Source organism: Shinella sp. 1A1 (genome assembly GCF_055379515.1).
In genome coordinates, this window is sequence record NZ_AP039671.1 from 2,410,714 (window position 1) to 2,425,232 (window position 14,519).

The 14,519-nt window shown below is 64.3% G+C and carries 11 protein-coding genes; 1 reads left to right on the top strand and 10 read right to left on the bottom strand.

The window, feature by feature from the left end:
• The first annotated feature begins 136 nt into the window (after nt 1–136).
• Entirely contained in the window at nt 137–1,030 is an 894-nt protein-coding gene (locus ACZ48C_RS11905) for a DMT family transporter (RefSeq protein ID WP_464781235.1), read from the top strand.
• Between the two features lie 65 nt (nt 1,031–1,095).
• On the opposite strand, the gene serA is transcribed toward ACZ48C_RS11905, so the two are convergent.
• The 10 genes from serA to tolB form a co-directional block, all read right to left on the bottom strand.
• Nucleotides 1,096–2,691: a phosphoglycerate dehydrogenase gene (gene serA, locus ACZ48C_RS11910; protein ID WP_318909823.1), complete on the bottom strand. Its 1,596-nt coding sequence runs from the start codon at nt 2,689–2,691 to the stop codon at nt 1,096–1,098.
• Nucleotides 2,692–2,766: 75 nt separating this feature from the next.
• Nucleotides 2,767–3,948, bottom strand: a complete 1,182-nt coding sequence (locus ACZ48C_RS11915) for a phosphoserine transaminase (RefSeq protein WP_464781236.1) — start codon at nt 3,946–3,948, stop codon at nt 2,767–2,769.
• A gap of 175 nt (nt 3,949–4,123) precedes the next feature.
• Nucleotides 4,124–4,852, bottom strand: a complete 729-nt coding sequence (locus ACZ48C_RS11920; protein WP_464781237.1) for an outer membrane protein — start codon at nt 4,850–4,852, stop codon at nt 4,124–4,126.
• Nucleotides 4,853–5,036: 184 nt separating this feature from the next.
• A complete protein-coding gene (locus ACZ48C_RS11925; protein WP_464781238.1) occupies nt 5,037–5,885 on the bottom strand; it encodes an outer membrane protein in 849 nt (282 codons plus the stop codon).
• Nucleotides 5,886–6,125: 240 nt separating this feature from the next.
• Entirely contained in the window at nt 6,126–7,478 is a 1,353-nt protein-coding gene (gene glmM, locus ACZ48C_RS11930) for a phosphoglucosamine mutase (protein WP_119256732.1), read from the bottom strand.
• A gap of 280 nt (nt 7,479–7,758) precedes the next feature.
• The gene (ftsH, locus tag ACZ48C_RS11935; protein WP_119256731.1) at nt 7,759–9,681 is read right to left on the bottom strand and encodes an ATP-dependent zinc metalloprotease FtsH; all 1,923 of its coding nucleotides are present in this window, start codon (nt 9,679–9,681) and stop codon (nt 7,759–7,761) included.
• 211 nt (nt 9,682–9,892) lie between these two features.
• Nucleotides 9,893–11,173 (bottom strand): tRNA lysidine(34) synthetase TilS, encoded by a 1,281-nt coding sequence (gene tilS / locus ACZ48C_RS11940; RefSeq protein ID WP_464781239.1) that lies wholly within the window; start codon nt 11,171–11,173, stop codon nt 9,893–9,895.
• Between the two features lie 20 nt (nt 11,174–11,193).
• Nucleotides 11,194–12,201: a tol-pal system protein YbgF gene (gene ybgF, locus ACZ48C_RS11945; protein ID WP_464781240.1), complete on the bottom strand. Its 1,008-nt coding sequence runs from the start codon at nt 12,199–12,201 to the stop codon at nt 11,194–11,196.
• A gap of 152 nt (nt 12,202–12,353) precedes the next feature.
• Nucleotides 12,354–12,890 carry a peptidoglycan-associated lipoprotein Pal gene (gene pal / locus ACZ48C_RS11950; protein ID WP_119256728.1) on the bottom strand — a complete coding sequence of 179 codons (537 nt, stop codon included), beginning with the start codon at nt 12,888–12,890 and terminating at the stop codon, nt 12,354–12,356.
• Nucleotides 12,891–13,199: 309 nt separating this feature from the next.
• Complete coding sequence (gene tolB / locus ACZ48C_RS11955; RefSeq protein WP_119256727.1) at nt 13,200–14,504, bottom strand: Tol-Pal system beta propeller repeat protein TolB; 1,305 nt, start codon at nt 14,502–14,504, stop codon at nt 13,200–13,202.
• Between the last annotated feature and the right edge of the window lie 15 nt (nt 14,505–14,519).

A 14,519-nucleotide genomic window follows, 5' to 3' on the forward strand; every position in this document is an offset into this window, starting at 1 on the left:
CTGTGTTGTCTTTGGGAATGCGACCCTGTTATGGCGGCCGGCATCCGCTTTTTGCATGACATGGCGCGGATTTTCGCCTTATGTGAGGCGCCGCCTACCCATCCCGCCCCTGCCTTTCTCACCCGGACAAGCCGCCTTGAACAGCAGAGCCTATATCTATCTGTCCGTCACCACGCTTTTCTGGGGCGCGAACTCGGTTGCCGGCAAGCTCGCCGTCGGCCATGTCAGCCCGATGGTGCTGACGACCTTCCGCTGGATCGTGGCCCTTCTCGTCATCCTCGCCTTCATGCTGCCGCAGGTGAAGCGCGACTGGCCGAAGATCCGCCGCCACTGGCTGCAGCTCCTGCTCTACGGCGTCTTCGGCTTCACGGCCTTCAACGCCCTGCTCTACACCGCCGTCGGCTATACCAGCGCCATCAATGCGGTCATCGAACAGGCCGGCATTCCCATGCTGATCTTCGTCTTCAACTTCCTGCTCTTCCGCATCCAGGCGTCGCTCGCGCAGGTTCTCGGCTTTACCGTGACCCTTGTCGGCGTGCTGTTAACAGCCGCTCATGGCGAATTCTCGGCACTGGCGGAACTTCAGTTCAATTTCGGCGACGCCCTGATGCTCGTCGCCTGCATCGTCTATGCCGGCTATACCGTGTCGCTGCGCTGGAAGCCGGACCTGCACTGGCAGAGCTTCATCGCCGCCCCCGCCTTCGGTGCCCTCCTCAGCGCCATCCCGCTTTTCATCTGGGAACTGTCGCGCGGCGCGGCCATCTTCCCGGACGCCACCGGCTGGGGCGTCGTGCTCTATGCCGGCATCTTCCCCTCCCTGCTCTCGCAGGTGCTCTATGTGCGGGGCGTCGAGATGATCGGCGCGAACCGCGCCGGCCTCTTCATCAACGCCATTCCCGTCTTCGGCACCATTCTCTCCGTCCTTTTGCTCGGCGAGACGATCCAGCTCTTCCATGTCCTCGCCCTTCTCCTCGTCCTCGGCGGCATCGCTGTCGCCGAATGGGGCCGGCCGAAGGAAAAGAACGGCTGAAACGGAAAAGGCCCGCCGGATCGCTCCGGCGGGCCTTTCCATTTCCGTCTTGGGAGGGACGAAGATCAGTCGACGTTGAAGACGAGCGGCTTGACCTGGCGGATCGCCGGGTTGGCGCCGAGCTTGGCGACCACCTCATCGGAAAGCGCACCGTCGACATAGAGCAGCGCGATGGCGTCGCCCCCTTCCTTCTCGCGGCCGAGCTGGAAGTTGGCGATGTTCACGCCGGCCTCGCCGAGCGTCATGCCGATGAAGCCGATCATGCCGGGAACGTCGGTGTTGGTGATGTAGACCATGTGGTGGCCGACATCGGCATCGAGGTTGATGCCCTTAATCTGGATGAAGCGCGGCTTGCCGTCGGAGAAGACCGTGCCGGCGACCGAGCGGGTCTGGTTGGCGGTCTTCACCGTCAGTCGGATATAGCCGTCGAAGACGCCCGACTTGTCACGCTTGACCTCGGAGAGGATGATGCCCTTCTCCTTGATCATCACCGGGGCCGAGACCATGTTGACGTCGGCCACCTGCGAGCGGATGAGGCCGGCAAGCACCGCGCTGGTCAGCGCCTTGGTGTTCATCGAAGCAGTCGCGCCATCGTAGAGGATCTCGATTTCCTTGATCGCGCTTTCCGTGACCTGGCCGACGAAGGCGCCGAGCACGTCCGCAAGACGGATGAAGGGCTTCAGGATCGGCGCTTCCTCGGCGGTGATCGACGGCATGTTGATGGCGTTCGAGACGGCCCCCTTGACGAGGTAATCCGACATCTGTTCGGCGACCTGCAGGGCGACGTTCTCCTGCGCTTCCGTGGTCGACGCGCCGAGATGCGGCGTGCAGACGACATTATCCAGACCGAAGAGCGGGCTTTCGGTCGCGGGCTCGACCTCGAACACATCGAAGCCTGCACCGGCGACATGGCCGGACTTGATGGCTTCGGCAAGCGCCGCCTCATCGACCAGACCACCGCGGGCGCAGTTGATGATGCGCACGCCCTTCTTGGTCTTGGCGAGCGCTTCCTTGCCCAGGATGCCGCGCGTCTTGTCCGTCATCGGAACGTGCAGCGTGATGAAATCGGCGCGGGCGAGCAGGTCGTCCAGTTCCACCTTCTCGACGCCCATTTCCACGGCGCGTTCAGCCGACAGGAAGGGATCGTAGGCGATGACATGCATGCCGAGGCCGATGGCCTTCTTGCAGACGATGCCGCCGATATTGCCGGCGCCGATGACGCCGAGCGTCTTGCCGGTGATCTCGACGCCCATGAACTTCGACTTCTCCCACTTGCCGGCCTGCGTGGAGGTGTCGGCGGCCGGAAGCTGGCGGGCGACGGCGAACATCAGCGCGATGGCATGCTCGGCGGTGGTGATCGAGTTGCCGAAGGGCGTGTTCATGACGATGATACCGCGGCGCGAGGCGGCCGGGATATCCACATTGTCGACGCCGATGCCGGCGCGGCCGATGACTTTGAGGTTGGTCGCCGCCGCGATCAGCTTTTCCGTCGCCTTGGTGGCGGAGCGGATGGCGAGGCCGTCATAGTTGCCGATGATCTCGGCGAGCTTTTCCTTGTCCTTGCCGAGCTTCGGCTGGAAATCGACGTCTACGCCGCGATCGCGGAAGATCTGGACGGCGGTTTCCGAGAGTTCGTCGGATACGAGTACGCGAGGTGCCACGATGGCCTCCTTAAATCGGTCTTGGAAGATGAGATAAAGGGTGGCTCCGCCTCTGGGACGAAGCCGGTCGCGAAATCAGGCCGCAGCCTTGGAAAGCGTCACCTTCTGGGTCTCGAAGGCCCAGGTCAGCCAGGGCATCAGCGCCTCGAGGTCGGCGGTGTCGATGGTGGCGCCGGCCCAGATGCGAAGACCCGACGGGGCATCGCGATAGGCACCGATGTCATAAGCGACACCCTGCTTATCGAGCAGCGAGACGAGGCCCTTGGCGAAAGCCGCCTGTGCATCCGCGTCGAGCGCCAGCACGTCCTTGTCGGCGATCGTCAGGCAGACCGAGGTGTTGGAGCGCGTCGCCGGGTCCCTGGCGAGATTGGCGATCCAGTCGTTCTTCTCGACGAAGTCGAAGATGACCTTGGCGTTCGCATCGGCGCGGGCCATCAGGCCCTTGAGGCCGCCGACGTCCTTCGCCCAGACAAGCGCATCGATATAGTCCTCGACGCAGAGCATGGAGGGCGTGTTGATCGTCTCGCCCTGGAAGATGCCCTCGATCAGCTTGCCGCCCTTGGTCATGCGGAAGATCTTCGGCATCGGCCAGGCCGGCGTGTAGCTTTCAAGGCGTTCGACGGCGCGCGGCGACAGGATGATGACGCCATGTGCGCCCTCGCCGCCGAGAACCTTCTGCCAGGAGAAGGTGACGACATCGAGCTTGGCGAAATCGAGGTTCTGCGCGAAGGCGGCCGAAGTCGCGTCGCAGATGGTGAGGCCCTGGCGGTCCGCCGGGATGAAGTCGGCATTGGCAACGCGCACGCCGGAGGTCGTGCCGTTCCAGGTGAAGACCACGTCACGGTCGAAATCGATCGTGGAAAGGTCGGGCAGCAGGCCGTAATCGGCCGTGATCTTGCGGGTGTCGGGGAGCTTCAGCTCCTTCACGACGTCCGAAACCCAGCCCGAACCGAAGCTTTCCCAGGCGACCATGTCGACACCGCGCGGGCCGAGCAGCGACCACAGCGCCATTTCGACGGCGCCGGTATCGGAGGCCGGCACGATGCCGATGCGGTAATCCGCCGGCACTTCCAGGACTTCACGGGTGAGATCGATGGCCTGCTTGAGCTTGGTCTTGCCGATCTTGGCGCGGTGCGAACGACCGAGCGGAGCATCGGAAAGCGCTTCGAGCGACCAGTTGGGGCGCTTCGAGCACGGGCCAGAAGAGAAATGGGTATTGTTCGGACGCACGTCCGGCGGTGTGACGGTCTTCGTCATGATCGCTATCCTTCCAGATAGATAGCTCCTCGTTGGGGAGGAGTGTCCCGCCGCCGTGGATATGGGAGAGCCGTTTTCAAGTCAAGCGGAATATGTCGCGATCGAAAAATAATAGGGCGCAATGGAAACGGCGCGCCGGTTGCCCGACGCGCCGCGAAAACTGCTGGACGATGTCTTACCAGAGAGGAACGCGCAGCCCCACACGGAATTCGTGCTTGTGCAGCCCGTGGTCGCGGATATCCACGTCACCTGCGGCGGAGCGGAAGGCCTTGCCGCCGCCCATGCCGGAAAAGCGATAACCGAAATCGAGCTTGACGCGGGAGGTGAGATCCACGGAGGCGCCGGCCATCAGCGCATAGGTGAAGCGCAGGCCATCCCGCCCTTCCACGCCGGGGCAACCCGCGCCCGAGCATGCAGGGTTCCGCCAGTCGAGCCAGGTCGCGCCGAGCCCCGCCCCGAGATAAGGCGTGAAGCCGGCGAGCGTGCCGAGGTCGATATAGCCGTTCGCCATCAGGCCGGCGGCGGAATAATCCGCCTTGAAGGCGCAGGGACCGCCGGCGCAGGCCGCGCTCCCCTTGAAGCCGTCCTTGGAAAAATCGGCGGTCACATCGCCACGCAGCAGGTCGCTGAACTGGTAGCCGATGCCGACGCCGTAGGAGAGCGGCCGGGAGAAGCGCGCCGTATCGAAATCCCGCGTGCCGCCCGCGTCCGTCAGGCGGGGACGGTCGCCCTTGATCCAGCCGGAATAGCCGAGATCGCCGCGAATGTACCAGCCTTGCGCGCTGGCACTTTTCGACACGTCGATTTCCGGCGCGTCGATGATCTCGATGTCGCCGGCAACGGCGCTTGTCGCGATGAAAGCTGCGACGGCGGCCATGCCAAACGATGCGAAGCGGCGGAACATGTCTCGATTCCCTGAAGACCGGATAGCCCGGCGGTGACCCGGTGCCGGCCGCCTCACGCCGCCATACACCGTCGGTTAACCATATTTCTTAAGGAATGAAGAAACCGTTAAGCCCCTCCCCGCCGCATTGGAATGCAAAAGGCCGCCCCGAAGGGCGGCCCTGAAATCCATCCGGCGAGGCGGCTTACTTGTAGACCGGCTGCTCGATCGGAATATCGGCCGGCGGGATATAGGTCGCCGTTTCGCAGCCGTTGAACGAGTAGCGAAGACCGGCGCGAGCCTCGTGGCTGTAGAAGCCCTTGTCGTAGCCGGGACCGCCGTTAGCCTTGTAGCCGAACATCGCGCCCTTCGTGACATGACGGAAGCGATAACCGACATCGGCCTTGAGGTTGCATGTCAGGTCGATCGAAGCACCAGCCATGAGCGCATAGGTAAAGCGCCAGCTCTTCTTGCCGCCGTGTTCTTCGGTCGGATCGCAAGGGCCACCGCCAACCGGGCACGAAGTATTTTTGAGCCCGCCCCAGTTTACATAAGTACCACCGATACCGGCGCCCACGTAGGGCGTTATCGAGCCATAGGTGGCGATATCGACATAGGCGTTAGCAAGCAGGCTGAGAGCCGTCATCGAAGCTATATCGGTTGATGTACAAGGGCCAACGCATGCGCCAGCAACCGCACCACCAGCTGAAGACGTGGAACCTCGAAACTTCGACTTGAACATATAGTCGAGCGTCACATCGGTACGGAAATGGTCGTTGATCTGATAGCCGACACCGCCGCCAAGGGTGAAACCACTTTTTAGCCGCGTGGTATCAAAATCGGCGTCGGTATTATTCGATCCCTGAAAATAATGCGCCCCACGCATCTTGTTAAACGACCAGCCCGCATCGCCGCGCAGATACCAGCCGCTGGTCTCGACAATGGCGGTCTCCTGCACCGGGGCCTCGATGACCTGCGGCTCATACAGATCGGCCGCGTAACCCGACGTGCCTGTCAGCAGGACGGCGACGATGCCACTCAAAACTTTCCTCATGGCCTTGCTCCAATAGGCTTGTGCTTGGCACGCCCGGCAAGCCGGCTTTCCAAGTCCCTCGATCGGCTATGGATAATGGCGAAGAAAGGTTAAGGCCCGATTAACTACAAAAGTTTACTCTATCCGTTAACAACCGTTCACAAACTCGGAAAATCTTTAAGTAAAGAGTACACTTCGACTTGCAGCCAATAGAAAAGGCCGGAGCGAAGCCCCGGCCTTCAAAAATAGCGGTCGATCCGTTCAGGCGGCGCTGCGCACCGCGCCGATGACGCCGACGAGCTCGTCCACGATGCGCTCCACCTGGGCGCGGTCGTCGCCTTCCGCCATCACGCGGATCAGCGGCTCCGTGCCGGAGGGACGGATGAGCAGGCGGCCGTTCCTGGCGAGCTGGCTTTCCGCATCCGCGATGGCCTGACGAACCGTCGCATCCTCCAGCGGCTGGCCGGCCTGGACGCGGACATTCTTCAGGACCTGCGGCACAGGCTCGAAACGGTTGCAGACCTCGCTTACCGTCCTGCCGCTGCGCTTGACGCAGGCAAGGATCTGCAGCGCCGCCACGAGGCCGTCGCCGGTCGTGCCGAAATCGGACAGAACGATATGGCCGGACTGCTCGCCGCCGACATTGTAGTCGTGCTGGCGCATATGCTCGACGACATAGCGGTCGCCGACCTTGGTGCGCTGGAGACCGAGGCCCTTGTCCGTAAGGAAGCGCTCGAGGCCGAGATTGGACATGACGGTCGCGACGATGCCGCCGCCACGCAGCATGCCGTCCTCCGCCCAGCTTTCGGCGATGACCGCCATCAGCTGGTCGCCGTCGATGATCTTGCCGTTCTCGTCGACGATCTGCACGCGGTCGGCGTCGCCGTCGAGCGCGATGCCGATATCGGCGCGCACCTCATGCACCTTGCGCTGCAGCGTTTCCGGATGGGTCGAGCCGCATTCGAGATTGATGTTGAGGCCGTCCGGCTCGTTGCCGATGGTCACGACATCCGCGCCGAGCTCCCAGAGCGCGGCCGGCGCCACCCGGTAGGCCGCGCCATTGGCGCAGTCGATGGCGACGCGCAGGCCCTGCAGCGTGACATCGCGCGGCAGCGTGCGCTTGGCATGCTCGATATAGCGGTCGTGCACGCCGTCGATGCGCTTGGCCCGGCCGATCTCGGCGGACTTGGCGAGCTGCGCCATCATGTCCTTTTCGAGCAGGTCCTCGATCTCCATCTCCAGCTCGTCGGAGAGCTTGTAGCCGTCCGGGCCGAAGAGCTTGATGCCGTTGTCGTAGAAGGGATTGTGCGAGGCCGAGATCATCACGCCGATATCGGCGCGCAGCGACCGCGTCAGCATGGCGACGGCCGGCGTGGGGATCGGGCCGAGGACGAAGGCGTCGATGCCGGCCGCGGTGAAGCCCGCCACCATGGCGTTTTCCAGCATGTAGCCGGAAAGGCGCGTGTCCTTGCCGATCACCACGCGGTGCCGGTGCGCGCCGCGCCGGAAGATCGTGCCGACGGCGATACCGACCCGCATGGCAAGGTCCGGCGTCATCGGGAAGGTGTTGGATTGACCCCGGATGCCATCCGTGCCGAAGTAACGACGTTTCATGTTCGCTCCTGAATTCGCCGGCCGGGCGGCATGCCGCCGTGCCGACGCGATACGCGCCCCATCTGCCGCGTCCAAGGTGCCTTCCGTGAGGCACCAACGAGGCGAGCATACTAGCCCCCTCGGGTAACCTTAAGCTTAAGACGCGCAGCTTTTGCGCTTCTTTGCCACAAAACCGGGCAAAGAACACCCATCCCGGAATCAGAATTCATTACACTGCGTTACCGAAAGAAAACGGCCGGGAAAGATTTCCCGGCCGTTTTCATGTTTCCTGTCGCGGCGATTACTGCGGCTGCGGTTCCATTCCGCTTTCCGGTTCGCCGCCCTTCTTCTGGCCGGCCTTCGGAACGGCCGAGCCGCGATGCGGCGGCGTGTCGTCGCCAAGGTCGCGCGCCGGCTTCTCGCCGCGGATCAGCGCCTTGATCTCGTCGCCCGTCAGCGTCTCGTATTCGAGCAGGCCTTCGGCGAGCGCCACGAATTCGTGGTTCTGCTCGGTGATGATCCGCTTGGCCTCGGCATAGGCCTCGTCGATCAGCCGGCGGATCTCATTGTCGATCTTCTGCGCGGTCGCTTCGGACACGTTCTTCTGCTGCGCGACCGAATGGCCGAGGAACACTTCCTGCTGGTTCTCGCCATAGGCGACCTGACCGAGCTGGTCGGAGAAGCCCCACTGGGTGACCATGGCACGGGCAAGCTTGGTGGCCTGCTCGATGTCCGAGGACGCGCCCGAGGTGATGTTGTCCTTGCCGAAGGTGATCTCTTCGGCGACACGGCCGCCCATCATGATGGCGAGGCGCGAGACCATCCACTTGTAGCTCATCGAGTAGCGGTCGCCCTCGGGAAGCTGCATGACCATGCCGAGCGCGCGGCCGCGCGGAATGATCGTGGCCTTGTGCAGCGGATCGGCGAGCGGAACCTTGAGCGCGACGATGGCGTGGCCGGCCTCGTGATAGGCGGTGAGCTTCTTTTCCGCCTCGGTCATGGCCGAGGAGCGGCGCTCGGCGCCCATCATGATCTTGTCCTTGGCGTCCTCGAATTCCTGCATGGTGACGAGGCGCTTGTTGCGGCGCGCGGCCATCAGGGCAGCTTCGTTGACGAGGTTCATGAGATCGGCGCCGGAGAAACCGGGCGTGCCGCGCGCAAGAACCTTGAGGTCGACATTCGGCGCCAGCGGCACGTTGCGCACATGCACCTTGAGGATGCGCTCGCGGCCGACGATGTCCGGGTTCGGCACGACGACCTGGCGGTCGAAGCGGCCGGGACGCAGCAGCGCCGGGTCGAGAACGTCGGGACGGTTGGTCGCGGCGATCAGGATGATGCCCTCGTTCGCCTCGAAGCCGTCCATCTCTACGAGGAGCTGGTTCAGCGTCTGCTCGCGCTCGTCGTTGCCGCCGCCGAGGCCGGCGCCGCGATGGCGGCCGACGGCGTCGATTTCGTCGATGAAGATGATGCAGGGCGCGTTCTTCTTGGCCTGTTCGAACATGTCGCGCACGCGGCTCGCGCCGACGCCGACGAACATTTCCACGAAATCGGAGCCCGAAATGGTGAAGAACGGCACATTCGCCTCACCCGCGACCGAGCGGGCAAGCAAGGTCTTGCCGGTGCCGGGCGGGCCGACGAGCAGCACGCCGCGCGGAATGCGCCCGCCAAGGCGCTGGAACTTCTGCGGATCGCGCAGGAACTCGACGATCTCTTCCAGATCCTGCTTGGCCTCGTCCACGCCCGCGACGTCCGCGAAGGTGACGCGGCCATGCGCTTCGGTCAGAAGCTTCGCCTTGGACTTGCCGAAGCCCATCGCCCCGCGCGAGCCACCCTGCATCTGGCGCATGAAGAACAGCCAGACGCCGAGGATCAGCAGCATGGGCAGCAGCGTGCCGATATAGCTGAGGAAACCGGAGGAACCATCCGTCTCGGGACGCGCGCTGACGACGACGTTCTTCGCCTCCAGACGCTGGACGAGCGAATTGTCGCCGTTCGGCGCATAGGTCTGGAAGGTCGCGCCGGTCTCGACATAGCTGCCGACGATCTTCTCGCCGGTGATGACGACTTCCTTGACCCGGCTCGAGTCCACTTCCTTGAGGAACTGCGAATACGGGATTTCCCGCGAGCCGGTCTGCGTCGGGCTCGTCTGGAACATGCTGAACAGCGCGATCAGCAGAAGGGCGATGATCGCCCAGAGGGCGAAGTTTCGGAAGTTAGGATTCATCGAGCTTTCCGGGCACTTTCTCGGCCAAGGGCTCCTGACCGCTTCTTTCCCGCCTAACATAGGGTCGCCTTGCGGCCTTGCCAAGGCAAAGCGCTCGGCCCCGGGGGCTTTTCTCAAACTATCGTCAACAGGCCGGGCCGAACGGCCCCTTGCGGACCATCCCGATGCCGGCGCTTGACGTCATGCTACCACAACGCTTCAGCCTGCGCCTTCATTCGTTCGGCGGAGACGCAAAAGATGGGCAGCCGGCAAGCTGCGCGAGCGCCTGCGCGGCCGGCAGGTCGAATCGGGGAAGGAATCGCGCATAGGGCGCGATCACCGGCGCGATATCGACCATGCCCGCCCCCACCGGCGCACCGTCCTCGAATTTCAGGCAGGGCGCGGCATGGCGGGCCCTGAGAGCAGGGCCTTGAAGGCCTTCCACCGCCACCTGCCCGGCCGCCGAGACGATGATCGTGCGCCGCGAGCCGTTGGCGAGGCGAAACCGGCCATCCCAAACGCCCGCCGCCCCGGCGGGCAGGACGAGAGGAGCGATCTCCCTGCACTCGCGGTAGAGATAGAGCCCGTCGCGGCGGCGGTCGAACACGACGCGCCCGGCCGTCATCCGCGACAGTGTGCCGCTGGCAAGGAAGGTCCGCAGCCGGCCGGCCGAGCGGGTTTCCAGCACATGCACCCGCCCGCCGGCGGTCGCCGCCAGCAGCAGCAGGCCCCGCCAGCCGGCGGGATCGGCGAGCGCCGCCTCGACCGCGGCCGGCGCAAGCACGAAAAGGCCCTGCTCCGCCCGCACATTGCCGAAAAGGAACCCTGCCGCGCGCTGCGCGAGCAAAATCCGCTCGCCCGGCGTCGGCGGTACGGCCGCCGCATCGCCCCGTGTGCGGATACGCACCCGCTCGAAACGGGGATTGGCATTGCTCGGGTCGTCGATCCAGCCTTCACCCTTCTCGCGAAGAAACGAGCGGATCGCCTCCCGGTCGATGCCGAGGAAGGGACGCAGCAGCCAGACCGCACCGTCGAGGAGAACCGCATCCGCCATGCCGGAAAGCCCGATGCCGTCCGCCGCCCGCGCCGCGCGCATGGCGACGGTCTCGGCCTGGTCGTCGCGCGTATGGGCGGAGAGGATGGCATCCGCCTGCATTTCCACGGCCGCGTCGCAAAGAAGTTCGTAGCGTTTCGCGCGGGCGGCGGCCTGGAGGCCGGCCTGCGGCTTTGCACCCTGCCAGCGCCGAATGACATGGGAAACACCGTGGCTCGCGCAAAGCGTTGCGACGGCGGCGGCCTCGTCGTCCGAGCCGGCGCGAAGGCCATGGTCGACGGTGCAGGCCGAAAGGGTAATGTGCGGATGGCGCCCGGTGGCGCAGAGCGTGGCGAGCGCCACGAGAAGCCCTGTCGAATCGCTGCCGCCGGAAACGGCGATCATCAGGCGGGCGGGGCGTTTGAAACTTGTCAGCAGGCGACCGGCTGCCTCGACGACGGGATTGTCCGCGCGGGCCACGGCCTTGCCTCCGTCCGCAATCAGCAGGACAGGCGGCTCTGTTCGGAAGAAACCTTATTCTTCACGGCCTTGGAGGCATTCGGGTAGCGCTTGTTCACCTCGCGCAGCGTCGCGCAAGCGGTTTCGCGGTTGTCGAGGGCGGCGAGCGACATGCCGAGCTTCAACAGCATTTCAGGCGCCTTCTTGGACTTGGAGAAGTTCTGGTGGGCGTTGAGGAAGGTCTTGGCGGCTTCGTTGAAATTGCCCTGCGAATACTGCGCCTCGCCCAGCCAGAAGTTCGCGTCGGCGGCCTTCTCGCTCTTCGGGAAGACATCGAGATAGTCGCGGAACTCGCGCTCGGCGACCTGGTAGTCGCCCGAAAGCACATGGCCATAGGCCGCCTGGTAGAGATCGTCGGGATTGTCCAGCGAGGCGGTGGAGGATTGCGAGGCCTGCGGCAGGCCGGTATCGGCGCCCGGCACCGTGTTGTCGCTGCCGATGGAGGCGCTCTGGTTGTTCAGGTCCGGATTGGTCTCGGCGCCGATCGGGTTGCCGTTCTCGTCGAACTTGATGGAACCGAGTTCCTGCGGCTGCGCGCCGCCGCCACCGCCGCCCTGCTGGCCGAGCGTGGCGGCCCCGGCGGTGTCATCCGCCGGTACCCGGTTCGAGGCGGTCTGCTGGTCGGGCGTTCCGCCATTGACCGGCTTGTCGAGCGCGCCGCTCTTGCCGCCCGCCTTGCCCTTTCCGCTTTCCAGATCCTGGAAGCGATATTCGTTGTCTTCCTGCGCCTTGCGGATCTGTTCCTGCATCTGCAGGAGTTGGTAGCTCATTTCCTCGATGCGGCCGTTGAGGTTGCGGATCTCTTCCTCGAGCTGGCCGACCCGCGGGTCCATGGCCTGCGCGAGAACCACGTTTCCGTTGCCCGCTCCCTGGCTCTTGTGGGAAAGGAAGCCGTTCGCCAGAGTCGAAAGCGGCGATGCGCTGATCGGCCCGACCGTGCCTGCAACCGCTGCGAGACTGAGAACGCCTGCCGCGACAAGTTTCTTCATCTATCTTCGTCCTGTTGGTCCGATTGTGCGCCGAAGCGCTGCCGAAGAGTTTTCCAAATACTCTCAAAAAGCAACGGAGTTCGGCCAAAGTGTGTTGAAAAAAGAAAGGCGGCCGCAAGGGCCGCCTTTTCCATGCGTTCCCGGAAGGGGAATTACATGCCCGCGCCGCCGAGAACGGTGACGGCACGACGGTTCTGCGACCAGCAGGAAATGTCGTCGCAGACGGCGACCGGACGTTCCTTGCCGTAGGAGATCGTCTTGATGCGGTTTGCCGGGATACCGCGCGAAGCGAGATACTGGCGGGTGGAAGCCGCGCGGCGTGCGCCGAGCGCCAGGTTGTATTCGCGCGTGCCGCGTTCGTCGGCATGGCCTTCGACCGTGATCGCGTAGTTCGGGTAGCGCTGCAGCCACTGGGCCTGGCGATCGAGCGTCGCGGCGGCGTCTGCGCGGATCGACGTGGAGTCGGTGTCGAAGAAGATGCGGTCGCCGACATTGACCGTGAAGTCCTGCTGCGAGCCGGGCGTGGCAGCGCCGCCGGCGCCGTTGAGGCCGAGGTCGCCGGCGCTGTTCGGCAGGTTCTTCTTGGAGGCGCAGCCCGCCAGGGCGAGCGTCATGACGAGCGCGATCATCACCGGGTTGCGGGCGATGGTCTGCATGCGGCCAGCGGCCGGAGTATGAATGCGGCTCATGAGCCGGTCTCCTTGCATCAGTTCTTGCGTCAAGTTCGTTGAAGCGTCAGGTTTCAATCAGGGTTGCCAGACTGTAACCCGGAGCGGTTAATCCGCCTTCAACGGTTATGGTTAACGATTGCTTGTAAGACCGTCCCCGGCCCCTCGCATTTCATCATGCCTTGCATGTCGGAGCGCGAAACCAGAGCACATGTCCGCGCGACATGCAGAAACGGAAGCGGGCCTGCCGCCTCTCGCCGTATGGCCTGATTTACAGGACTTTGCGGCAAGAACGCGGCAGACCCGCTTCGAATTGTGATGCTCCGAAGACTATTCGAGCAGCGGCGACCAGGCCGGGTCGGAAGCAAAGCCCTTCGTCTGGATGAGCTGCTCGTTGTAGCCCGTCAGATCGATCGAGTAGATCTGCGGGCCGCCCGCGCCGGCCGACTGGCGGAAGAACATCAGCACGCGGCCGTTCGGCGCCCAGGTCGGGCCTTCATTGTGGAAGCCCGAGGTCAGGATGCGCTCGCCCGAACCGTCCGTCTTCATCACGCCGATGGAGAACTTGCCGCCCGACTGCTTGGTGAAGGCGATGAGGTCGCCGCGCGGGGACCAGACCGGCGTGGAATAGGAACCGTCGCCAAAGGAGATGCGGCGCTGGCCCGAGCCGTCGGCACCCATCACGTAGAGCTGCGGCCGGCCGCCGCGGTCGCTTTCGAAGACGATCTGGCTGCCGTCGGGCGAATAGGAGGGCGAGGTGTCGATCGCGGCGGTGGAGGTCAGCCGCGTCGTGGTGCGCGAGCGCAGGTCCATCGTGTAGATATTGGCGTTGCCTTCCTGCTGCAGGCTCATGATGACACGCTGGCCATCCGGCGAGAAGCGCGGCGCAAAGGTCATGCCCGGGAAGTTGCCGACCACCTCGCGCTGCCCCGTCTCAAGCTGGAGCAGGTAGACGCGCGGCTGGTTGCCCTCGAAGGACATGTAGGTGATTTCCTGGCGGCTCGGCGAGAAGCGCGGCGTCAGGACCAACTCGTTGGAATTCGTCAGCGCGCGGGCGTTGAAGCCGTCCTGGTCCATGATGGCGAGCTGGCGCTTGCGGGCCGTCTTCGGGCCGCTTTCGGCGACATAGACGATGCGGGTGTCGAAGTAGCCCTTCTCGCCCGTCAGGCGCTCATAGATCGCGTCGGCGATGATATGCGCCACGCGGCGCCAGTTTTCCGGCTGCGTGTAGAACTGCTGGCCGGTGAGCTGCTGGCCGGCGAAGGTGTCCCAGAGGCGGAACTCGGCGCGCAGGCGCCCGTCGCCCTCCTGCGTCACGCGGCCCGTGACGAGCGCCTGCGCGTTGATGACCTTCCAGTCGTCGAAGCGCGGGGGCTGGTCCGGGTTGGAGATCTTCTCGATGAAGGCCTGCTTGTTGACCGGCGCGAAGAGGCCGGAGCGCTTGAGGTCGGCCGCGATGACGTCGGTGATGCGCTGGCCGAGGTCGCCGCCGGCGACGAAGTCCGTCACGGCGATCGGCAGCGGCTCGACATTGCCCTTGTTGATGTTGATTTCGACCTTCGCAAAGGCCTGCGGCAGAGAGACCGCAAGGCCGGTCAGCACGACCAGCAAACGAAGAAGATTGCGTCTGTACATCTATCTAGGCCTTCC

What these genes read in the sequence shown, in the direction of transcription:
- ACZ48C_RS11915 (WP_464781236.1), bottom strand. Translation starts at nt 3,948, where the DNA reads ATGACGAAGACCGTCACACCGCCGGACGTGCGTCCGAACAATACCCAT.
- ACZ48C_RS11920 (WP_464781237.1), bottom strand. Translation starts at nt 4,852, where the DNA reads ATGTTCCGCCGCTTCGCATCGTTTGGCATGGCCGCCGTCGCAGCTTTC.
- ACZ48C_RS11925 (WP_464781238.1), bottom strand. Translation starts at nt 5,885, where the DNA reads ATGAGGAAAGTTTTGAGTGGCATCGTCGCCGTCCTGCTGACAGGCACG.
- glmM (WP_119256732.1), bottom strand. Translation starts at nt 7,478, where the DNA reads ATGAAACGTCGTTACTTCGGCACGGATGGCATCCGGGGTCAATCCAAC.
- ftsH (WP_119256731.1), bottom strand. Translation starts at nt 9,681, where the DNA reads ATGAATCCTAACTTCCGAAACTTCGCCCTCTGGGCGATCATCGCCCTT.
- ybgF (WP_464781240.1), bottom strand. Translation starts at nt 12,201, where the DNA reads ATGAAGAAACTTGTCGCGGCAGGCGTTCTCAGTCTCGCAGCGGTTGCA.
- pal (WP_119256728.1), bottom strand. Translation starts at nt 12,890, where the DNA reads ATGAGCCGCATTCATACTCCGGCCGCTGGCCGCATGCAGACCATCGCC.
- tolB (WP_119256727.1), bottom strand. Translation starts at nt 14,504, where the DNA reads ATGTACAGACGCAATCTTCTTCGTTTGCTGGTCGTGCTGACCGGCCTT.